This window comes from Trichocoleus sp. Lan (assembly GCF_039961855.1).
In the GTDB taxonomy this organism is placed as follows: Bacteria; Cyanobacteriota; Cyanobacteriia; order Cyanobacteriales; family FACHB-T130; genus FACHB-T130.
On the sequence record NZ_JAMPKA010000013.1, the window covers coordinates 70,320 to 92,991 of the forward strand.

Genomic DNA, 22,672 nt, shown 5'->3' on the forward strand with positions numbered 1-22,672 from the left:
TAAAGTGCAATAGAAACTTTTCTCGTCAGTCTTTTCAGCGTAACCCAAAGGTTTGTTAAATGGAGACATCCATTTAACAAACAGGCTGTTTATTGTTATTGAAAACAGTCTAGGTGAAATTGTTCCTTTGTTAGTTCATCGCTTCGATCTGCAACTTTCAGCAGGTCAAAATTCTCATGCCCAAAATTTTAGTGACATAAGGAAATAAGGTTTTTATGATAACCAAACAACGTCCCAGCTTACGCTTCTTGCTGTTCGCAACGCCTTTGATGGCTAGCTCTGCGTTCGTTGCTGCGCCTGGTTGGGCTGCAACTCTAGCCAAGTCTGAAGCGACAGTAGAACTGAATAAATTTAGCCACTCACCTGTTGAGGTGGAGGCTTTTACTGAGGCTTTTACTGAGATATTTACAAGCAGTAGTGAGGTGACTGCCGATGCTGATGCCTTTGCAGAATTTACAGCCGATCCCTCCCCTAAAAAAACCTCAGCTTTCAATTTCTCTTTAAGTAAAATTGAGGGCGAAGGTAAGAGCTATTTTGGACAGGTGAAAAGCGTAGCTGGAGTGATTGGCTATAACTTTCTAGTAAATGCAGGTCAAACTTTCTCTTTCGATTTTTCAGCTTTTTTAGGTCTTAAAACCTCTATTGACGAACCAGAATTTGAATATGCTAGTGCGTCTGGAGAGGTAAATTTTCAGTTATATAACACCCAGAATAATAAAGATACGAAGACTTGGATTCCTTTAGACTTTTTTAGCTTAGCCGGAAAAATAAAGACATTAGAACCTGGTGATTTTCTTGCTTATGAGAAGAGCGCCAACGTAACCGTTAAGCCAAATAAAGTTTTTTTAGAGACTTCTTTTGGAGGCAACGAAGAAACTGCTGAAGCTTTTATTCAAGGTAAGTTTTCGCGTAAATTCGATAGCTTAACTTATCTAACCTTAGTAGAAACTAAGACAAATAAAGTGAAAGCAAGTAAGGCAATTGCTGAAACCCCAGAGTTTTCGAGTACCTTAGCTTTACTCTTATTCTGCTTAATGGGCGTTGGATATGAAGCCAGAAAGAAAGCTGTTGCAGTGAAGTCAAAGTAAAAACGTCAGGCGACTAAAGTCGTAGCTACGCGAACGAAGCGTGCCTACGTAGCCTTCATTTTTCAGCCTCTTAGTAGGGAATAGTTGCTGTAGGGGCACGGCAATGCCGTGCCCCTACAATGGCATAGAGATTATTTTTTCTAGAAGTCCCTAATAGGAACATCCTAATGCTTGTAGAAAGGGCGATCTGTAATCGCTAGGGATATAACAATTCTCGTTTGGATGCAGTAAGATTATATCCCACCCCACTTTTCAGGCAGGTGTCTATTTAGAAGTCACGCTAGATGTTGAGCGACTGCTACAACGATTGCCGGAACAGACTTCAACCGTGACGCATTGACTAATTGTACTCTCACTATCATCCGACGTAATGACTACGCTCTTGGCTTCTGCAACACTTTTTCCATCAGATGAGACGATTCGCTGAATTAAGACTTTAGAACGGATCACGATTGATATCCTCCCTTCTGAATACTGAATTAAAAGCAAGAGTTTAGATAGAATTCTAAACTCACCCAAAATTGGTGGCTTGTTCAAACCATTTGGTTATGAATCATATAATTTAACTCACTGGTTAACCACTCTTCAAAGAGTCTATCAAGGATTTCTTGATACCTTTCAGGGGTTAATTCCGCAGGAATGAACTCTTCAACCATTAAGAGATGATAACCTTGCTCGGTTTGGATGGGACCCATTACTTCTCCGATTTGGGCACTAAATATAAGGGCGGCAATATCTGGCTTTAAGTTCCAGCGGAAAAGCTTGCCTTCCAATCCACAATGATGTCTGCGCCTTTCATCACAATCGTAAAGATGAGCGGCTTGATGAAAATCGATCTCCTCTTCTTCAATTTGATAGAAAAGTTCTTGAGCGACCTTTTCGTAAGGAACAATAATTTGGTAGAGTAAAACTTGGTCAAAATCAAGCCGATTTTCCGCGAAGAACTTCTCGACTTCTTTAGAGAATAGAGAATTAGCTAATTTGCGGGCAAGAATGCGATCGCTAATTCCTGCCTCCCAGTCATCCACAGTAATCATCTGGTCTGCCAGCCATGCTAGCGTGTCTGAGGCTTTCTCCAAACGCTTCTCATAACGCAGCCTATCCGCGTCAGCCTGAATTTCTTCTGCGGTGACTGTTAGGTTTCTTTCCTGAGCCGCTTTTTCGATGATTCTTTGATATAAAATTTTTTGATGGACATCCTTCAACTGAAGATTTTTTTTCAGGAAATTAACCACTTCATTCGGATGAATAGATGCCCCTGAAAGATCAGTCATATCATTGTTATGACTCCACTCAGTTAGACTTAATCAGTAACTAGCCTCAGACCAAGGCCTGGAAAAACTCGGCTACCTAGCCCTACAAGGCTATAGGAAGCTCCTTCATTGTTGCTACTATTATTTTCAACAGAAAGGTCTTTACGTTGTTCAATAATCTCACTCTTGTCTGGAAGAGATGATAGCAAAGAGAAGTTGCTAATGTAGGTTGCGGCAACGGTTGATGAGCGGGAAGTGCCTGGGACGTTAGGGTTAGAGAAGGTTGCCACTGGCAAGGTGGTTGAGATTCCAGCAGCATTAGGGATGATTGTTGCTGGCGCATTAACTTTAGCGCTAGTGATATTAGCGCTAGTGATATTAGCGCTATTGGGATTGGCAGAGGTTGCAGGTGTAGGAAAGGTGACGCTAGTGGGATTGGTAGAGGTTGCGGGTGCGGCAACAGTGACGCTCGTAATATTAGGAGAAGTTGTAGATGCGGCAGCTGTGGCGCTAGCGCTACTGGATGTTGCGCCAGGAGTAAAGACTGTCGCACTTTGGCTACTGGGAGTTCCTGTAGGAGATGTTGCTGTCGCACTACTACTGCCAGAACCCGCTGAAGATGAGAATGCGCTAGAGGTACTTTGACTGCTGCTGAAACCGCTATCACCAAACGAGGTTGCTGTTGCACTACTGGTAGCGGTGACACTACTAGAACTGCCTCCAGAGGAAAATGAACTAATGACGCTTAAAGCGCTGGTGAAATCTTTGCCACCCGGAGGGTTAGCTTGGGAAGGTAGAGCAACAGATACGATCAAGCTTCCAGCTAGACCAAGATACAAAACGCATTGAGATGATTTAATCATATTGTTTATATGTCCTTAGATCAACAACTTAAATAAAGTTAGCAGGGCAAACTAAGGCATAATTATCTTCAGTTTTTACAGTCACAGAAGGATTGATAAACAGTCCAAGGTAGGGTATATCTTGAACTGTTATCTGCCAAATCTAGATTAATAACCACCGGAAGTCCATGTTGAAACAGACATATTACCCTTGCTACCAAAAGCACTAGCTGTGGCCTTCAGGCTATTTTTTGTTCCCTTGCTACTGCTAGTCGAATAACTAAAGTAGTCCGTGTCTTTGACATCGATATAATCAATCGGGATGCTGATATCTTTCAAAAAGTCGTGCAAGGTAATCTTGCTTGAGCCACCTGTCACCCCACTTGAGTCCGAAATTCCCGAATCGAAAAAATTTAAATCATTGATTGTTAATCCACTCATGGGAGTCCTCCTGCTAACAAAAAGGCCGCTGAAAGCCTTTTTATTTACTTAAAATTGGCTTTCAGCAGTTCTCAGACTTAAATTTGCTCAATGGCTATAAGCAATAGCCATCGTTAATTAGTTACTTTGGTAAACGTTGGCTGAATTGGAAGAAATTGCTACGGCAGTTGCTGGACCGAAGAATGATTTAGCCGTCGCTTTGGAAGAAGCGTATTGACTGAGATAGCTGTAGTTGCTCTTAGATGTGCTGTAGTAGCTATAGCCAGCACCAACAACGCTGGGAGATTGTTCGGCAACTTCTAAATGGCTCAGGTCAGAAATAATCATGGGATGTCTCCTTTTCAAAATGGGTTTAGTTTTTGCAGAAATCTGGTTGAAAAGCCAATTCCGGGGATAAGTTTCCCCAAGGTTTACTACTGAAAAAGCTCAAAGTTTAGAGCAGCAGTCACCTTTCATCAATTAATTTGGTAAACGCTGGCGTCATTGGTAGAGATTGCTACCGCAGTTGCTGAACTTAAAAATGATTTAGCACTTGCCTTAGAAGAAGCGTATTGATCGACATAGCTGGAATTGCTCTTATAATTGCTATAGCTATAGCTATACCAACCACCAACAACACTGGGAGATTGCTTCGCAGCTTCCAAATGGCTCAGGTCAGAAATAATCATTCGATGTCTCCTTTCCAGATTGAGAATTTGGTTTACTTTTTGAGTAACCGAGTTAGAAAGCCTATTGTCGATAGACTTCCAGAGAGGTTTACCCTGATAAATGCTCAATATTTAGAGCATTATTTAACAGCAACCGCCACGTTTAAAAATTTAGTTGGGTAACGGTGGCTACATTTGTAGAAATTGCTACGGCTGTTGCTGGACCAAATACTGATTTAGCCGTTGCTTTGGAAGAAGCGTATTGATTGAGATAGCTGGAATTGCTCTTATATTTGCTGTAGCTGGAGTAGCTATAGCCAGCACCAACAAGACTGGGAGATTGGTCGGCAACTTCCAAATGGCTTAGGTCAGAAATAATCATTAAATGTTTCCTTTGCAATTCAGTTTTTTTCTGAAACAACCTTGTTTGGTTGATATAAACAATATAAACAGTATGGTTAAGGTCGTGTTGCCATTTTGGCATTTTTCCTCGATGATTTAAAAAATAGTGTGAGAGCAGTTTTTTGGCAATTGTAAAAGAAAAACCTGCCCCATTCTTTAGTAAACGATGAACGCAGCAGGATTTTTACGACTGGTCAAAAAATCAACTTCAATCTTGAAGAGCAGATTTTTTTGTTATTTTAATTCCCGAAAAATTGAGTTTATTTTTTGAGTTTTTATGACTAACCAGGGGTCAAAATGACCCCTGCTTCCCCGTACTTGTGGCTCAGCGATCGCTTCTAGATAACCAAGGTCTTTAATTGTGCTTAAGCACTTGTGTGACTCTAGGCTCTCTGACCCGATTGCAGCCCTTTGATTATCTGTATTTAAAGTATCTGTTTTACAGTTGGTGTGTCTGCCAACTTGGCAGTTTTCTTTGAGCAATCGGTTGTATGTTCGGTAGGGGATGTAGTGTAGGGGATTGTAACCAGCAAACCGCAATAGTAAAACGCAAGCCCAAGAATACTTTCCTTCCATGATGGCTTCAACAACTTGATTAAACTGTTCGGAATTCATGGTTTTGTCAAGTTTAGGATTAGAACAGGGAATGTGATAAGCCATAACAATTGCCCTTGGATAAATTTGGTTTTACAAATTGATGCCGCCTTTTTGCATCTGGCGGATGGGATCTAACAGAATGTCGGCAATCCGGCGTCGGCGGATGATAATCTCCGCAGAGGCAGTTTGACCGGCTTTAAATTTGATGTTTTGACGATCTGCATTGATATAGTTACGATCCAGCGCTACTTCAATTCGATAGACTTCTCCCAGTCGCTCATCGGGTTTCGCATCGGGAGAGACGGATTGTATCTTCCCGGAAACGATACCGTACTCTTGATAGGGGTAAGCGTCGAATTTGATTTTTACTGGCATTCCCGTTTTTACAAAGCCCGCTTCTTGATTGGGTAAACTGGCTACGAGAATCATGGGTGCTTTGTGGGGAGCGATTTCGGCAACAGTTTGGCTGGGTTGAACCACTTCGCCAACGTTGCGGACTTTCAGAGACGACACCACTCCATCAACGGCAGCAGTCAGAAACCGTTGTTTGAGCTTTGCTTTAGCGGCGTTCAGCAGATTTTGAGTTTCAGCAATTTGGGCTTTAAGCTGAGTCATTTCAACTTCTAATTCCTGAATTTGCTGCTGTGTTTCTATCTGAGTTTTGCGCTCTTGAGCTTGTTTTTGAGCGAGTGCTGCTTGGAGTTGCTGTGCTTGTGCAAGAGTCTGCTTTAAATCGCCAAGACTAGAGGCGATCGCGCGATCGCCATCTCGCAGAGCTTGCTGGGCCTCAAACAGTCGGTCTTTAAGAGTTGTGTCTTCTTCTAGTTGAGTTTTGGTGATGGCACTTTGGCGATCGCGCATCATTTGCTCGGCATCCAGCAAATATTTCTTGGAGATCGCCCCCTCTTTGACCAGCGGTTTTACCCTCTCGACTTCCTCTACCGCCGCCGCTACATCAGCTTTTAGTTTCTTGTGCAGTTCTGCCGTCGTCGCCGACAGGGGTTTTAGTGTTTCGAGTCTTTCTTGATTCGCCGTCTTTGCCGTTTGAAGTTGAGCGATTTGTTCGCGGGTAGCAGATCCTTTGGCATTGACTTCGGAGATCGCAGCAAAAGCTGCTTGAGTGTCTGAAGAAGCGATCGCTGTCTGGGTTTTCGCTTCCAGATGCGTTTTCTCTAGAAGCGCTTGTTTCTGAATAAGTTGCATTTGATTCGTTGCCAGCATTTGCTGCAAACGCTCTACTTCACCCGCCGCAATTTGGGTATCCAGTTCCACCAGCACTTGACCGGCTTTTACCGCTTGACCTTCTTTGACGGCAATGTTAGCAACCTTCCCCATTTCCACTGGGTCAATCTTATAGACGGCTCCTTTAGGCATTAACCGTCCTTGAGCGTGACCCACTTCGTCAATTTGCCCAAAGGTAGCCCAAGCCCCAAAAGCCAGACAGAAAGCCATTCCGCCCAATATCAGCTGACGAGGAAGCGTGGAAGGTGGCTGGTCAAGCACCGTCTGTAACGAGGTAGACCATTGGTTGGTTCGAGTCTCTGGAGAAGTGGCAGACGCGAAATGAACTTGAGAATTGCTAGCTGTTTCAGTCGAGGTGGGCTGTACGCTCATTTCGATAGAGCCAGTCGCACCCCCATAAATCTCAGCAAAAGAGCGATCGCACTGACGCTGAATCTTGCCAGGATGAGTAACCGACTCGCCTTGAGTCGGAGTACGGGATAATATCCCCTGGCTATCGAATGAATTCTGGTTGCTACCTGTATAGCCTGAGCCAAAAGGCTCAACGGGTGGAGTTAAGGGTAGGTTTGAGGCCGTTGATGCAGAAATCGATCTGATTGGTTTTTGCATGGCTGTGGCCCAGAATGAGCAAGTTCAAAGTTTGAGATTGAGGATGGCTCTCGTTGCTTGGATTTAACGAGCGGTGCCATTTTTAGCCGGTTTCAGCAACATTTTGGTTTGGCTTTTCATCGTTACCAATTTTTCCACAGGAACTCCCTTTTTATCCTAATTTCTGCTGCTTGGAAAGTCTGCCAAATTGGCATATTTTTTGCAAAATTTTCTGAATTAGCTGCCAATTCACCGAGGACTGGAATTGATGATTGCAATGCTACTGAACAAATGGTCGTGGGAGAGGAATTTGGCAGAACAAGAATCTTTAACATCGTAACGGTTGTAATTTGCTCCACATCCCTGCCAACGGATGAAACCAATTTCAAGTAAAACTGTAATAATTCATACAAGTTGGCTCGGTTTAGAACATTTGGAGTTAAAGATCCAGTTGTTGCTGCGCTAGATGGTAATAAAGACCTTGAAGCGAAATCAGTTCATCATGAGTACCGCGCTCAATTAGAATGCCTCGATCTAAGACCAGGATGCAGTCAGCGTGTCGAACCGTTGAGAGTCGGTGGGCAATGATAAAAATTGTGCGATTTCGGCTAATTCGAGCTAAATTTTGCTGGAATCGCCGCTCGGAGTCAGTATCTAGAGAGCTGGTAGCTTCATCTAAAATCATAATTTGAGGATTTCCCAAAAGCGCTCGAGCGATCGCAATTCGTTGTCTCTGTCCGCCGGAGAGATTTGCCCCCCGTTCCCCAACTTTCGTGTGATATCCCAACGGCATATCTTGAATAAAAGCATGAGCTTCTGCAAGTTTTGCCACTTCAACAACTTGCTCTAAGGTAAAGTCATCCAAGTAGAGCGTAATGTTTTCTAAAATGGTTCCGGAAAACAAAAAACACTCCTGCGGTACCACCCCCAACTGACTCCGCAAGGAGGAGGGAGAAACATGGCGGGTATCGTGACCATCGACACAAATTCGACCGCTGGTTGGCTGATATAAACCCTGGAGAAGATTGACCAACGTACTCTTTCCAGACCCGCTGCGCCCAACAATTGCAACTGTTTGCCCAGATGTCACTTCAAAAGATAGATTCTGAAGCGTATTGCGCTCTTGATCTGGAGAGTAGCGGAAGGTAACATTCTCCAATTTCACCTCGCCCCGCAACCGAGGTAGAACTAGCAAAGGTTTTTGAGGACTTTCTTCGGGTTGAGCTGAAAACACATCATTCAGCCGTTCCACAGATACCAAAACTTCTTGCAGTTCATCCCACAGGTTCACCAGTTGCAGCACGGGGTTGATGACACTACCAATCATCATATTGAACGCGACAAACTGACCGATCGTGAGCCGATCCTGAATTACCAGCGTCGCCCCGTACCAAAGCAATGCTGTAGTACCCAAGGTATTAATTAAGCCGCCGGTAACTTGCAAGCCGTTTGCCAGTTTTTGACCCTGAAATTGGGCATTTAGGGTGCTGGTTAAGCGGTCTTCCCAACGCCAGCGCAACTGTCGTTCTGCTGCTGCCGCTTTCACCGTGGCGATGCCGGTCATCATTTCTACGAGTGAGGAATTTTGTCCCGCCTCTTCGTTAAAAATTTTCCGCGATACTCCTCTGAGAAATGGACTCGCCACCACCGTCAAAATAACAATCGGGGGAATTAGCGCTACCACTACTAAGGTGAGACGCCAGTTGTAATAAGCCATTAGCCCCAAATAGACGAGTGCCATTGAGGCGTCTAACCAAGCTGTGACCGCTTGGCGAGTTAGAAACATCTGGATTTTCTGGTTTTCCTGAACGCGCGTGATAATGTCCCCGACATGGCGCGATTCAAAAAAGGCAAGGGGTAAGGTCAAGGTGTGGCTGATAAAGCCGCCGATCAGGGTGAGGTCTAATCGGTTGCCAAAATAATCCAGCAGGTATTGTCGAATTCCCGTGACGCAGACGCGCCAAACGCCAAATAGTAGCAGACCAAGGCTAAAGACATGCAGGGCGATCGCGCTTTTGTGAACAACCACCCGGTCGAGAATTATCTGGGTAAACAGGGGGGTAATCAGACCAAAAATCTGGATCAGCAGAGACGCCAGGATAATTTGTCCGATCGCGGAACGATAAGGCCAAAGCAAACCCCAAAAGCGATTGAGAGAATTTTTTTCCGTTGGGGCGGCGTGCAATGCTGGCGTCGGATCGAGCAGCAGGGCGTATCCTGTCCAACTCGCAAGAAATTCCGCCGCAGAAAGCGATCGCCTACCAACAGCAGGATCGGCAATCAAGATGCGATCGCCCTTGACTCGGTAAACCACCACATAGTGATCGCCCTGCCAGTGAGCAATCCAGGGGTTTTTCCCCTCGACTAGGCGATTTAAACTTGCCCGCACGGGTTGGGCGTGAAATCCAACCTTTTCTGCCGCTGCGCCTAAGTTCTTCAGGGAAGCACCGGCACGCCCCACGCCAGCGAGATTCCGTAAGGAAGTGATGCTAAATCGTTTCCCCCAATATTGCCCTATCATTGCCAAGCAGGCAGCACCGCAGTCAGAAGAGCTTTGCTGCTCAATTAAGGGATAGCGTTGCCAAAACCATCGACCCGGACGCTTGACGGGTTTGGGAAAAGCAATCGGAGGCGATTCAGGGGGCTGGATATTTGCCTGCACCTCTGACTGAATTTGTGGCGGTCGATTGCCATTCCAAGACGCTGGTGGAGACAGGTTCTTTGGCTGATGCCGCAATTTCCCTTCCTCCGTAGATTCACGGTGCCCGTTTTCAAGCGATCGCTCGACAACTGCTTCTGACTGCTCTGAGAAAGTTGCTGCGATTAGCGCAATTGCTCGTGCTGCCTCAAAGTGTTGCTTAGGCAACTGATAAACGACTAAATCGGTCTGGGCAATCCAACTGCTCGGTGTGGGATGAGGATACCCCCAACTTTGTCCGATAGGGGGGGGTAAATCTGCGTCTTGTCGGCTTTCAATTTGACCGCTGCGTAACCAAAAGCGACCCGCCTCGGAGGGTGTGGATTCAATCAAAGATGCTCCCGCTTCGATCCGCGTTTCTACTAGGTAGGGCAACAGTTGTCGTAGCCTATGGCTGCTCAAGCGCCGCCAGTCTGTAGAGGTTTTGAAGAAAATCAGACATTGCCGCCAAATTGCCTGCTGTTGCAGGTAGTCTCGCAGATTCGGGAGTCGCTCTAACCAAGGCTGAAGGTCTGCAACTGAAATCCGAGCCACAATTCCGGCACTGGCAGCGATCGCGCTCGTCAGCTCGCAATGATTGCCAAATACCTTTTCTGCCCCAAAACTTTCTCCCGATTCCACCACCAGAGCGGGAACTTCCTTACCCTGTGCTGCGTCTAAGGCTAGTAGCCGCACCCGACCTTCACAAACTAGGTAAAAATCCCCCTCATTTTGTTCATCACGAACTGAATTTCCTGAGGCAGTGGCGGCACTATAGTTGACAAGGCGATCGCCCAGTTGAAAATCGCAAAGTTCAAATGCTTGATTCAAGTCGGAAGCAAAGCTCGTATCTGATTGGGACAGCCTCAAGAGATTGAGGATATCGGGAAGGCTAGAGTAAGCGTTTTGTATGTCCTGAAGCGGAGGATGACCCTGTACCAGCATCCGATTCATCAGTGAGCCTCTTAGCTTTCAAGGTTTGTGATTGGCTCAATATGCGTTTCCGGTAGGTATCGCAGTAGTAACCGCTAGAATCCTTAGCCAGAAAGCATCTTTTCGATAAATTTCCCGAAAACTATAAACAGCCTAAAGTTTTTAACTTTAGGTTTTTGTAAAAAAAGCATTAAAGGAAAGTTAAGGCTGTTTAGCCGTTAACAATGTATATGTCTTAGTGAATTTACTGAGGATTTGTCAACCGAGGCGCTAACGAATCTCATAGCTTCCATACAACTTTACAGAATCTTTACAAAAAAATGATGGAAGCTTTATGGAATCGTTCGATTTGTTCATCGTAACTTTACAATAAACATTCTTAACTCCGTAAATTCCACATTGCGTCTCACATTTAATCTTTAAATTCGTTAGTGTATCAGCAAATTCTATCAATCTGATATATTTTCCAAACGGGGATACTGCTCAATCCTTCTTGAATCAGGCAAACTTAACCCCCAATCCCCCTACCAGGGAAGGGGGATAATTTCACTTTCGCCTTAGAGGATGCTGTTGGCTAATCGGGGAAAAACGATTTCATTTCACATTTTTACCGCTACACTGAATGCTTCTCTTCTCTCCAATTGAGTGGAGAGTTGGGGGATTAAATGTGTAGCATCCCCAAGGGAAATTCGGATAACGAAAAATATCGGGATACTGCCGTTAAAAGTGCGTTATCATGCCGTAGATTGCCCAAATTGCCATTGCTCGCAGGTAATGACTGGCGCGGAAAGTACCGGCAGCAGTAATCGCTTCCGGGGTTCGGAATTGCAACCCATTGTCATAAATTTGCTGCACCACAGCTTCCGTCATTTGGAAGGCTTCCTCTTTCATTCCCATCTGGATCATGAATGCTGCTAGCCCAAAGTTAATACCAGTCCAGACTTCCAGGGGATGAGTCGCGTCGGGGTTTGCTGGTGTACCGTCGGGTTTGACGCCATTAACGGCACCAATAAAGGTTTCAGGTTGGGAGGACGGGAGGTGCCGATTGAAATTCAAAAAACAAGAATTATAGACAGTTTTTAAGGCAGATTCGGCACGCTCAAGCGGCACGAGATCGGGTAATTTTAATAAACGAGCGTAGAACTGACCGCATAGCTGATCTGCCATCACGATATCAGAGCCGCTTTCGCTATCGAGCCGGTAGTATTGACCGTTCCAGAGTTTTTCTTGATACACCTGCCGAGATTGTTTTAGCCAGGTTTGGTACTCGGTAATCGGTAATTGGTAATCAGGGGAATTTTCTTCGGAATTGAACTCAGACTTGTGTAATATTTCACCAATCGCGATCGCTGCCTCCAATGCTGCAATCCACAAGCCGCCGCAGTAGGCGCTAACCCCCTGCAACTTCCAATCATCGAACGTTTGATCGGGCGCACCTGAATTTTCAGGAATTCCATCCCCATCGATATCAAATTGCTTGACATAGGCAAGCGTCTTCACAATCGGCACCCAACACTCGCGCAAAAATTCGATATCTGTGGAACCCGTTAGGACAAAATCTCGATAAACCTGCAACACAAAGTCGCAGGGTAAATCTTTCCACAGGTTGCAATCTTGATAGCTGGTGTAGTTCGTTTTCTCCCACGGATGCTCGTTGGGGGCACCCAAATCGTGGGGCGTCGCATCGGCGGCTTTGCGAATGGCTGAGGCTTGGTTATAGCCGATAATTCGGGGCGTCTCGTCGTGGGTGGAAATCGCCCGTGCATAAGCTTCTAGCACCGCTTTGTCCAGTTTAGGCCAGAGCATCATCAAAGCAAATGAGCCGTAAAGTCGCACATCTAAGCTTTCGTACCAGCGATAATCCAAGCACTCTAGGACGCCAAATTGCCCCACAGGGTCATCTTCCGAAGCCGCAGTCCAGAGGGTGCCGCCGTCGCAAAGTAAGTACAGCTCATTAAACAGCGCCATTTTAAACCAATTGGGCAAGTCTTGACGCTGCAAAATCGGCTGTTGCCATTCTCGGATCGCATCCTTCCACATATCATCTTGCTTGAGAGCGGTGCGAACCATCGACCAGGCATTTTTGCCGTTTCGACCAAAGAAATCGGTGTAGCGGCGGTAGTATTGAGTGCCTAGATTTGGTTGCTGGTTACTCTGTGAGAAGTCCATTACTGGAAAATCCCAGCAGACGATGAAGGGAATTTGGCGAGTTCTCCCAGGTTTTAGAGTAAACCGGACAGCGATCGCGCAACCGATTTGTTCTCCCGGTGCTGCCGGAGTTTCATCTTCTCGATCTGGCAACGAGCCATTACAAGCGAATAAATCCCAAATATCTGAGCCATCCCCGATCGGGTTCCAACGACCGTGATAGAAGACTTCTAAACTAGGATTTGTGACAGTTGCGATCGCCCACTGTCCTTCTCCCTCTCCGACTTCATCGTGTAGCCTCACCCGATCTAGCAGACACCCCACTCGGTGGAAGTCCACAATCCACTGATTTAAATTTCCGGTACTATCCCCCCAGCGCGGCTGGTACTCGTAAACCGGACTGCCATCATCCCGCACCCGCACTTCTGGAGATTGAATTGCATTCGTAAACCAACCTACGACATTCTGCCACGTCAGCATGATGCTAATCGTGATCGGCTTATCCGTAGGATTGTGGGCAGTCCAGTGAAAGATTCCTGTCGGGTAAGAGCTTTCTTGATAGTTACCCGCCCAAATGGGGGAGAATTGCTCGCACGTCAACTGAGACTGAAACACCCCTTCATAGACAAACCAGCTGCGGGGATACAGCGCATGATAGGTTCCCGAAGAATTTCCGACCGACTCCGGACTCCCGGCTCCCGACTCACGACTCCTCCCTTCCTTTGGATACCACAACCACCGGGATAAAGTCCCATCATCAGGCGGTTCTGTACAAAGCGCATAAGCTTGCGCGGGGGAGTCTTCTGGCTGCTCGAAGACGCTGAACTGACAAGCAGGCAGGCTCCGGAAGACGTGTTCTCCGCCATCCAAATGCCACAAGTTAAAGTCGCCACGCGAAGAACGACCGATGCATCCGGCTCCAAAGCCACCCAAGGGCATCCCGTGCCAAGGGCCATCGTCGAGATTACTAGGGTAGCGAACCGTGTGGGGTTTGTCCCAGCCGAGACCAATGGGACGACTCCAAGTGCAATCGGGGATTTCGGGGCGAGGGCGTTGATAGATCATGCCTTGATTTTACGGTCTTTCGTTCCTACGATTACCCAAATTTTGTCAGTTCTTTTCTAGCTTCCCGATAAATTGGGGAGTTAAGAAGTCTATATACTGCAAACAAAAAACAAAATATATTAGCATTACACATTACGTAGTATTACTTAATTGTGAAAACTTTTCTTGTTGATTTCTCCTGAAAAATACGTAACTTAATCTATATTTTACAGGCATCTCTTTATAACCATCTGTATGACTAAATATTAAGAAATTGCACTACAATCTTAAATTTTTAATTATTTTTTTACCTCTAAAAAAATGACAAACTTCACTAAACTTTTATAGATTCTTTATCATTTCCGATGCTTATTTTTATGTCCAAAGGGGGATGATAAAAAAATATTCAATCTGAACACAAGAGTATTACATGGAAGTTATCTCTCAGAAAACTGATTCATCAGCGAATCCACAGCCAGAGTTAGTTCAAAAAAAAGCTGACGAACTTCTCAAACGATACGCAACCGGACAAAGAACCTTTAGTAAGGTAACAATGCAGGCAGGCAAGCTATGTATTTCTACATTTAACTTGATGGGAGCCAATTTAAGAACTGCTTGTCTAAGCGGAATTGTCCTAGTTGGCGCTAACCTAAGTCAAGCTGATTTGGCTGCAATCGACTTAAGACGCTCGGATCTCAGTAAAGCCAATTTAACTGGCGCGAACTTATGGAAAGCAGACCTCAGTGGGACGAACCTTAGTTATGCAAATTTAAGTGAAGCTTTTTTAGGAGGAGCTAACTTGAATGGAGTGAATCTATATGGAGCTAATTTGAGTCGAACCAATCTCAGAGGAGCCGATTTGTTGGAAGTTGACTTGAGCGGAGCCATTCTGACTCAGGCAATTATGCCCGATGGCAGTATCCATGAGTGAAAAGGATTGGGAACATTTTAAGGGATGCCCAGAACCAAAGCAGAATATCGCCCAACGCGAAGAGGGCGCGGCGTTTGTCTAGAGGTATCCCTTGGCTGAATCAACGCGCGATCGCGTTCCATCTACTCTCCATGTATATGTAAAATATCTTAGGTCTACCTACTTTGCTTTCCAATAGCAGCGCGTTGACCGTTGTTGATTAATTAGAGTGTATTTGTAAAATGGGTCTTAAAATCGTCGAGAATTTTGACAGTAGTTTTGCGCTTCTTCCAGAAGCGAAGGAAGCTCTGTTCAGTTTATTAACAGGTGAAGCTTTTCTCACCCAAATTACCGAACAGACAAACTGGGAAGGGGTTGAGTTTACAGAATTACTTTTTCAACCTGTTCCTTACAGCACTGCAACTCCCAAAGGAATGCCAGCAGAATTTGAAACATATAAAGAATCTGCCGAGCATATTATCATCAACGTGCCGCCGAACTTTATGTTCAAAGCAAAAATATTTAAACCGTCTCGTCTTTGTGCCATTTATAGAAAGGCGCAGTTAAATTAAGATAGGCTAGGTGGTTGAAACCGCAGCTATACACACAAAACCTGCCTTCTCTGGTTTAAAATTTATGATTTTTCGTTAGTCCGCTTGGCGCGGACTTATTTTGTTTAGCCGCGATTTCCAATTTCCAGGGCTAATAAGTTGACGATGAGCGCTTCTCCATAAGTCGTCAAAGCGAGATACCCGACTTCTTGAAGAAGTCGGGTATCTGAATTCTTAGCATCTTACAAGGCAATTGTTTCAAGCTTGTGCAGCGTTTATTTAAAAGGACTCCAAAAATAAAAAATAGAATTTTTAAAATAGCTAAAAATAATCCAGAAGGTAAATAGACAAAAATATTTATCTATCATAAGGTCATAAAGTGAAAACAGTTTTATCAAGTTAGTCTGAGGACTCAGCTAACAGTCCTATGTTAAAAGTGTTAAAAGTCACGCGCTCTCAACTGCAACGTTATGGTATCGCGGCTTTGTCAGTCACCTTAACGCTGCTGCTGCTTCTGCTATTGCCGCTGACTAAAACATCCATTTCACCGTTGTTTTTTGCCGCCGTGACGTTCAGTGCCTGGTATGGCGGACTGGGGCCAGGGATAGTGGCTACGATAGTGGCTGTTTTAGCTAACAACTATTTCTTCGTACCTCCGATCTATCAGCTAGCAATCAGCCGTGAGACGGACGTTCTCCAGCTAGTCATATTTAGCTTAGTCGCACTGCTGATTAGTTCGTTAAATGCAGAATTACTGGCTGCGAAGCAACGAAGTGAGGCAAGCTTATCAAAACTAGAAGTAAGCTACCGTCGCCTGATTGATACAGCTCACGAAGGCATCTGGTTGATTACCCCAAACTTGCGGACAGATTACGCGAATCAGCGGTTAGCTGAGATGTTGGGTTACAGCGTCCAAGAGATGGGCGATCGCTTTGTTTTTGACTTCATCAATCGAGAGGAACGCATCGAGGCAGAGCAACACATTGAGCGAAGTAAACAGGGAATTCGAGAGCAATTTGACTTTCGGCTTCGCCGTAAAAATGGCGAAGACCTTTGGGCAATCCTCTCCACAAACCCAATTCTCAATCGGCAAGGTGAGTTTATCGGGGTGCTGACAATGCTGACCGACATCACCAAGCGCAAACAAACCGAGAAAGCACTCCAAGAGAGCGAGAGGCGCTTCCGACGACTGGTTGAGGCGAATATTTTTGGTGTCACCTTCGCCAACTTTACCGGAAAAATCAACTACGCCAACGACGCTTTCCTGAAATTAGTCGGATATGAGCGGGAGGATTTGGTTTCGGGTCGGCTTTCCTGGGAACAGATAACACCGCCGGAATATCTGCATTTGGATGCACAGGCAGCCGAAGAACTCAAGAAAAATGGTGTTTGTACCCCATTTGAAAAAGAATATATCCGTAAAGACGGGAGCCGGGTTCCCATTCTTATTGGTGGTGCCCTGTTACAGGAACCTTACGACCAGCAACAAGAAGGGATGGCCTTCTTGATAGACATAAGCGATCGCAAGCGAGCAGAGGAAGCGCTGCAACTGCGATCGCAAGCACTCCAGAATCAGCAGCAATGGCTAGAAGACGTGCTGAATCTGTTGCCATCTGGCTTGTTGTTTATTGAGCCAGGGACGGGTCGAGTCCTCTTCGCCAACCGAGCCGCTGACGAGTTGGCAGGAGGCGAATTTCCCAAAAATAAACCAGCCGAAGAGTACCACACCGTTTACTATTGCACGGATGCGACGGGAGCGCAGATTCCCGACGAGCAAATGCCAGGGGTACGAGTGGCACGCGGCGAACGGCTCAACGGGTTTGAGATGAACTGGCACACGCCAGGAGGAATCCGTCCCTTGATGGTCTTTGCGGATACCCTGCCAGCGATGCACGGTCACTCTCCTGTCTGTGTCGTAATGTTCCAAGACATTAGCAAACGCAAGCAAGCAGAAGCAGCTCTGCGCCAGAGTGAGGAACGGTATTCTACCTTAGCGAGAGTTTCACGGGTGGGAATCTTCCATACGGATAGTCAGGGAAAGTGTTTGTATACCAACGAACGCTGGTGTGAACTTACCGGAATCACTTCAGAAGCAGCATTGGGGGCAGGCTGGGAAACTGCCCTTCATCCGGATGATCGCCAACGTATCTTTGCCGAATGGTATCAAGCCGCGCAGGAGAACCGGCTTTTCCAATCAGAGTATCGATATCAACGTTCCGACGGTTCAGTGGCTTGGGTATTAGGTCAAGCGGCTCCTGAAATTGGAGAAAACGGTGAGACAATCGGCTATGTTGGCACCGTTACTGATATTAGCGATCGCAAACAAATAGAAATCGCCCTGCAAGAAAGCGAAATGCGGTTGCGGCGCATCGTTGACTCAAATATCATTGGCATCTTTTTCGGCGATCTGAGTGGCAAAATTACCGAAGCCAACGATGCCTTTCTGCAAATCGTCGGCTATACGCGGGAGGATTTACAAGCTGGTGAAATTGCTTGGAATCTGATGACTCCACCAGAATACGTCGAGCGGACTCAGCAGGCGGTTAACGAACTCAGAGAACAGGGGGTTTGCGTTCCCTTTGAAAAAGAATTGATCCGTAAAGATGGCAGCCGCGTCTTTGTACTGGTGGGGACTGCTTTGTTTGAGGGATCTCTACAAGAGCAGGGTGTCTGCTACGTCCTCGATCTGAGTGAACGCAAGCGAGCCGAAGAAGAACGCGATCGCCTCTTCAAGCTGGAACAGATCGCACGCGCCCAAGCGGAGTCAGCCAACCGGATGAAAGATGAATTTCTGGCTGTCCTCTCCCATGAGGTGAGAACGCCTCTCAATCCGATCTTGGGTTGGGCAAAACTCCTCCGCAGCCGCAAGTTTGATGAAAAAACCACCGCCCGCGCCCTAGAAACGATTGAGCGCAATGCCGAATTACAGTCGCGGCTGATCGAGGATTTGCTAGATATTTCGCGGATTCTGCAAGGCAAACTGAGTTTAAATATTGCCCCGGTTAACTTGGTGGCAACGATTGAGGAGGCGATGGAAACGGTGCGTCTAGCAGCTGAAGCGAAGTCGATTCAAATTCACTCAGCGATCGCTCCCAATCTGGGTAAGGTATTGGGGGATGCCAATCGCTTACAGCAAGTCGTCTGGAATCTGCTCTCGAACGCTGTTAAATTTACACCGATAGGAGGACAGGTAGATATCCAACTTTCACAAGTCCCCAGTCCAGAGAATTCGGAATTCATTCAATCAAAATTCAATCAAAATTCCTATGCCCAAATCCAAGTAAGAGACATGGGGAGGGGAATTCACCCAGACTTTTTGCCCTTCGTCTTTGATTCCTTTCGTCAAGCTGATAGCCAAACGACACGGGTATCCGGGGGATTGGGGTTAGGACTGGCAATTGTCCACCACCTCGTAGAACTTCACGGCGGTACTGTTACGGCTGCAAGTCCGGGAGAAGGGCAAGGGGCAACCTTCACTGTGACGCTACCCCTAATGACAACTGCGCCTCAGACGAGTCAGGACAATCCGTTACTTGATAATTCTCCAAATTTGGAAGGGGTAAAGCTACTGGTTGTAGATGATGAGGTGGATACGCGGGAGTTAATCGTCTTCATTCTCGAAGAGTGTGGCGCACAGGTACGCGCTGTGGCATCGGCGGCTGAGGCGCTGGAGGCGCTAGCTCAGATGAAGCCGGATTTGCTGTTGAGCGATATTGGAATGCCTGAAATGGATGGCTATATGCTGATTCGTCAAATCCGAGCCAGGAGTGCAGAGCAGGGGGGAGAGATTCCAGCGATCGCCCTAACCGCTTATGCTGGCGAAACTGACAATCAGCAAATACTAAAGGCAGGTTTCCAGAGACACCTCACCAAGCCAATTGAGCCAGACGAGTTAGCGGTAGCGATCGCTAGCCTGATGAGCAGCATCAGTTCCTGAAGCTACCCTTCCCCGAAGAATTGATGTTAGCTCAGTTGCACTAATTTAGTGCCGCATTTAGAACAGAACTTTGAGTTCGCTGGGTTCTGATTTCCACAGTTAGTACAGAAAACGTGAGTGCGAGTCTCTTGAGCCGGAGAATGATTTGAAGCAACCCCAATTGGCTGAGTTGTAACAGGAGAATCAACAGGTTGACTACCCGGTGAATAAAGCTTAAAAGCTTCAATCATCTCCTGAATCACTCTTGCTTCGCGCTTGTAATTTAAGCTATCAGTTGCGCCTTCTTTTTCTAGTTCGACGGCACGCCGATCCAGATATACTTTCAGTTGGTGATACAGAGCTTGTTTTTTCTGCACCGTGTCAGCTTGGGTTAATTTTGCCGTTACCTGACGCTGAATTTCTTCTTTATCCGGGCGACACGCCAATACTTGCAGCACTTGCACCGCTTCTTCCCAACTGGAGGCGATATCGACATTTTCCAAACCAATTACGGTTTGTCGGGTGTAGCGAATTACCTTTTCTTTGGTGAGGCGATTTTCCTCTATTCGCAGCACTTGTAACGCCCTTGCTTGCACAACCAGGCGGAAAATATCTGGATTTTCTGGAAAGATATCCCAAAACGGCGGCTCTTTTTGAATGTGAACGGGAATCGGCGGTTCTTTGCTTTCACCTTTAAGTTGCGCCCGTTTTGCCTGAATCGATTGTCCTTTCCAATCTTGATAAGATTGCTGCAACTCCGGCATTCCCTCAATGCAACGCAAGGAAAAACCACCAATTTCTTGTACAAAGACAATCCGGTGACGTTCAGCTTCTCCCAGCGGTGTAATCCCTTCATTGCTGCCAACTCTCTCCCGTAGAATCGGGATGAGCTTAATTGCCGCTGGATCGCTGCTGTTGCGTCCGCCAACCAGGGCAACTTTGGCATTGAGTGCGGGGGTAAAGCCTGCGTCTTGACGCTTGAGAACGGCGTCAGAGAGTAAAATCAGCGGCTTCGATTTGCTGTAAGCAGTGCCGATGCGGTTGCGGATTTCGGCTTCGTCGTTGTTGAAGACTTTGAATAAGCGAGCGCCAGCTGCCAATTCCCGCTTCAATCGGCTACTTTCCGGCGCACTGATCACGACTAATTTAGCGCGATCGCCAATAATTTCTTTAAAATCATTCTCCTGCACATCCGCTAAATTCGGCACATCAAATAGTCGCATCAACTCACCCGCCGCACGGTTACGCTTCCACAGCGGACTTGCTTCTGCGAGAACCTGTACTGACAAATTGCTACAAATCCCATCAATTCCCAACTCGTAGCGACTCTTAGAACCTTCACTGGCACCTGCTTGTTGCTCAATTAAATCTCGATATAATTCATTGAGTTCTTCGCGGTTATACAGCTTAATCCCATTCACAATCAAAGCATCAGCACTATCCGCTTGTCGATCCGCTTTTTGTTGAAAATTATCGCGGGTTTGCTTCAATTTTTGATTTAAGCGTGCCAAGCGGCGGTTTAATTCATCCAGATGTTCTAGCATTCTGGTAATGACTTCTAAGCCTAGATATCTGGCTTGAGTTTGAATGGTTGCCACCAAGCTACCTTCTAAACCCGTCAGCGCTAACTCGCAGGATTTTTCCATATCTGCGTGCTTAGTAAGGGCAAACTTATTCTTAAATTCAGCAATATCTTGCAGCGCCTTTTCGTAATCTCTCTGTCGTTCGGTTTCCTTGGGTTGCCAAACTTTTTCTGATTCCCGGCGAAACTTTTCGGCGGCATTTTCAAAAATTTGACGCACCGCCGTCACGAAAGCATCGGCAAATTTTGGCCCTCTCGTGCGATCCTCAATAATCCGATAAAACTCTTCGTCTAAGGCTTTTCGTCCTTGTTGCACGATGCGGTTGCGGTTATCGTACATCTTTTGCAAGAAGTCACCGTGCAATCGCTCATCCGGGCTTAATTTCCGCAAATGGTTGGCTTTATATTCTTCAACTTTCGGCTGGAGATAATCTAAAAATTGAAGAATTTTACCCTTTTCTGAACCAACAATATTTACGCCTTGCTGGGTACATTGCAACTTATTATCCGTAGCAATTTCATTGCGGATAGAGTTTACCCAAGCGGAGATTTCGGTTATATATGACCTGTCACCAGCCGCAGCTAAATCTGCAATCAGTTCCCCTTCTGTGAGGCGCATCCGTTTCAGGTCACTTTGCACCATTTCTAACACATTCGGTGGCAACTGTACCGATTCATTCAGCCACCAGCAAATAAAATCAGCGGCAAGTCTATCTGATAAATAAGTGCGAATTTGAGCTATTGGAATTTCTACCGTAGATAACCCAAAACTCATGAAATTTTTAGGATAACCGCGTCCCCCAGGATCTGCTTGCGCCCAAGCTCCTTTGATATTATCTCGAATCGAACGTTTATAAGGCGCAAAATCAGAAGTTAAATCAAGGAAGATATTTTGGGAAATCATCTCCCGAATTTGGTCGAGAGTAAATTCACTCTCCCCATTTTTTGTTCCAACCAAATAAGTAAAATCAAAAGGCGCAGATTTACTGCGAATTTCATCCACTAAACCACTGCTAAATTGGGCAATATATTCTGTTCTATAATCAGAAAAATAGCTCAATTCCATCAAAGCAGCGTAACCGTTAGCGAGAACGCGATCGCCTACATTAATACTGGCAAAAGCCGTCGGCATCGGTACAATTGCCGTCACCATCGGACTCGCTTGCCCCCGCAACCAATGTCGGACGCAATAGCCGATATCAATCAGCATTCCGCTACCAGTCCCGCCGGATAGAGAACCCGTTACAAAGACATTTAAACTCGTCGTATCTACCTTAATGCCATAGCGATCGCGCATAAAGGTTTCGTGTCCTTTGACGGCATCGGCGGCTTCATTAAACCGTCTTTGAAGTTTGTGATAATTGCAATAAAAAGCAAATCGCCCATAACTGCGAATTTGTCCAGCACCAACTTCAATTGCCCCAATATTCCGTTCTAATTCGGTAGGAAACCAACTCTCTATCCAGGGATAGTTTCCCATATCCGACATGATTTTTTTAACTTCACTACCAGCAACACTTGCCCAATATTTTTCGTTGTCTTTGAAGGGAGAACCGGCGGCGGCAGGATTATTGACTTTATACTCTCTATCGGTATCAATAATTAAAAAGCTAATCAGGGGAAAATTTTGCAGACTACCATAAGTTTCTTCTACTAAGCGGCGCACTCGTGACAATACTTCATGTCCAGTGCCGCCGATACCCACTAATACAGTGGGAACCATGCTTTTTTCTTCTACTGCCATAATATTTTCTCCTAATAGCTATATTTTAGAATTTTTAATGTAAAGGAGCGCCAAGGTAAGCGCAGAG

General features: G+C 45.9%; 16 protein-coding genes. 5 read left to right on the plus strand and 11 right to left on the minus strand.

From position 1 onward, the window contains the following. Window positions 1-215: 215 nt before the first annotated feature. Complete coding sequence (locus NDA03_RS13360) at window positions 216-1,088, plus strand: hypothetical protein (protein WP_190415171.1); 873 nt, start codon at window positions 216-218, stop codon at window positions 1,086-1,088. A 264-nt stretch (window positions 1,089-1,352) separates the two neighbouring features. On the opposite strand, the gene NDA03_RS13365 is transcribed toward NDA03_RS13360, so the two are convergent. Both NDA03_RS13365 and NDA03_RS13370 read right to left on the minus strand, forming a co-directional pair. Then, entirely contained in the window at window positions 1,353-1,538 is a 186-nt protein-coding gene (locus NDA03_RS13365) for a hypothetical protein (protein WP_190433756.1), read from the minus strand. Between the two features lie 83 nt (window positions 1,539-1,621). Beyond that, entirely contained in the window at window positions 1,622-2,362 is a 741-nt protein-coding gene (locus tag NDA03_RS13370; RefSeq protein WP_348238256.1) for a peptidylprolyl isomerase, read from the minus strand. A 234-nt stretch (window positions 2,363-2,596) separates the two neighbouring features. Between NDA03_RS13370 and NDA03_RS13375 the strand changes: the two genes are divergently transcribed. Next, the gene (locus tag NDA03_RS13375; protein WP_190433760.1) at window positions 2,597-2,986 is read left to right on the plus strand and encodes a hypothetical protein; all 390 of its coding nucleotides are present in this window, start codon (window positions 2,597-2,599) and stop codon (window positions 2,984-2,986) included. Between the two features lie 365 nt (window positions 2,987-3,351). Here NDA03_RS13375 and NDA03_RS13380 read toward each other — a convergent pair whose 3' ends face one another. From NDA03_RS13380 to NDA03_RS13415, 8 genes are all read right to left on the minus strand, one after another. Then, a complete protein-coding gene (locus tag NDA03_RS13380; RefSeq protein ID WP_190415175.1) occupies window positions 3,352-3,624 on the minus strand; it encodes a hypothetical protein in 273 nt (90 codons plus the stop codon). A 117-nt stretch (window positions 3,625-3,741) separates the two neighbouring features. Further along, the gene (locus tag NDA03_RS13385; RefSeq protein ID WP_190415176.1) at window positions 3,742-3,951 is read right to left on the minus strand and encodes a hypothetical protein; all 210 of its coding nucleotides are present in this window, start codon (window positions 3,949-3,951) and stop codon (window positions 3,742-3,744) included. Window positions 3,952-4,079: 128 nt separating this feature from the next. Continuing rightward, on the minus strand, window positions 4,080-4,292 hold the full coding sequence (locus tag NDA03_RS13390; RefSeq protein ID WP_190415177.1) for a hypothetical protein: 213 nt from the start codon (window positions 4,290-4,292) through the stop codon (window positions 4,080-4,082). Window positions 4,293-4,434: 142 nt separating this feature from the next. Beyond that, on the minus strand, window positions 4,435-4,653 hold the full coding sequence (locus NDA03_RS13395) for a hypothetical protein (RefSeq protein ID WP_190429765.1): 219 nt from the start codon (window positions 4,651-4,653) through the stop codon (window positions 4,435-4,437). A 254-nt stretch (window positions 4,654-4,907) separates the two neighbouring features. Next, window positions 4,908-5,333, minus strand: coding sequence for a HetP family heterocyst commitment protein (locus NDA03_RS13400; protein ID WP_190433762.1), 426 nt, complete (start codon window positions 5,331-5,333; stop codon window positions 4,908-4,910). 27 nt (window positions 5,334-5,360) lie between these two features. Further along, window positions 5,361-7,121, minus strand: coding sequence for an HlyD family efflux transporter periplasmic adaptor subunit (locus NDA03_RS13405; RefSeq protein ID WP_348238257.1), 1,761 nt, complete (start codon window positions 7,119-7,121; stop codon window positions 5,361-5,363). A gap of 418 nt (window positions 7,122-7,539) precedes the next feature. After that, on the minus strand, window positions 7,540-10,731 hold the full coding sequence (locus NDA03_RS13410) for a peptidase domain-containing ABC transporter (RefSeq protein ID WP_348238258.1): 3,192 nt from the start codon (window positions 10,729-10,731) through the stop codon (window positions 7,540-7,542). A gap of 699 nt (window positions 10,732-11,430) precedes the next feature. Further along, the gene (locus NDA03_RS13415; protein ID WP_348238259.1) at window positions 11,431-13,923 is read right to left on the minus strand and encodes a GH116 family glycosyl hydrolase; all 2,493 of its coding nucleotides are present in this window, start codon (window positions 13,921-13,923) and stop codon (window positions 11,431-11,433) included. 409 nt (window positions 13,924-14,332) lie between these two features. Here NDA03_RS13415 and NDA03_RS13420 point away from each other — a divergent pair, with 409 nt between their 5' ends. The 3 genes from NDA03_RS13420 to NDA03_RS13430 all read left to right on the plus strand — a co-directional run bounded on the left by NDA03_RS13420 (window position 14,333) and on the right by NDA03_RS13430 (window position 19,300). Then, a complete protein-coding gene (locus NDA03_RS13420; protein WP_190676796.1) occupies window positions 14,333-14,833 on the plus strand; it encodes a pentapeptide repeat-containing protein in 501 nt (166 codons plus the stop codon). A 221-nt stretch (window positions 14,834-15,054) separates the two neighbouring features. After that, window positions 15,055-15,384, plus strand: a complete 330-nt coding sequence (locus tag NDA03_RS13425; protein WP_348238260.1) for a hypothetical protein — start codon at window positions 15,055-15,057, stop codon at window positions 15,382-15,384. A gap of 406 nt (window positions 15,385-15,790) precedes the next feature. Further along, a complete protein-coding gene (locus NDA03_RS13430; protein WP_348238261.1) occupies window positions 15,791-19,300 on the plus strand; it encodes a PAS domain S-box protein in 3,510 nt (1,169 codons plus the stop codon). 26 nt (window positions 19,301-19,326) lie between these two features. Here the strand turns inward: NDA03_RS13430 and NDA03_RS13435 are convergent, their stop codons facing one another. Then, complete coding sequence (locus NDA03_RS13435) at window positions 19,327-22,605, minus strand: tubulin-like doman-containing protein (RefSeq protein ID WP_348238262.1); 3,279 nt, start codon at window positions 22,603-22,605, stop codon at window positions 19,327-19,329. Window positions 22,606-22,672 lie beyond the last annotated feature (67 nt).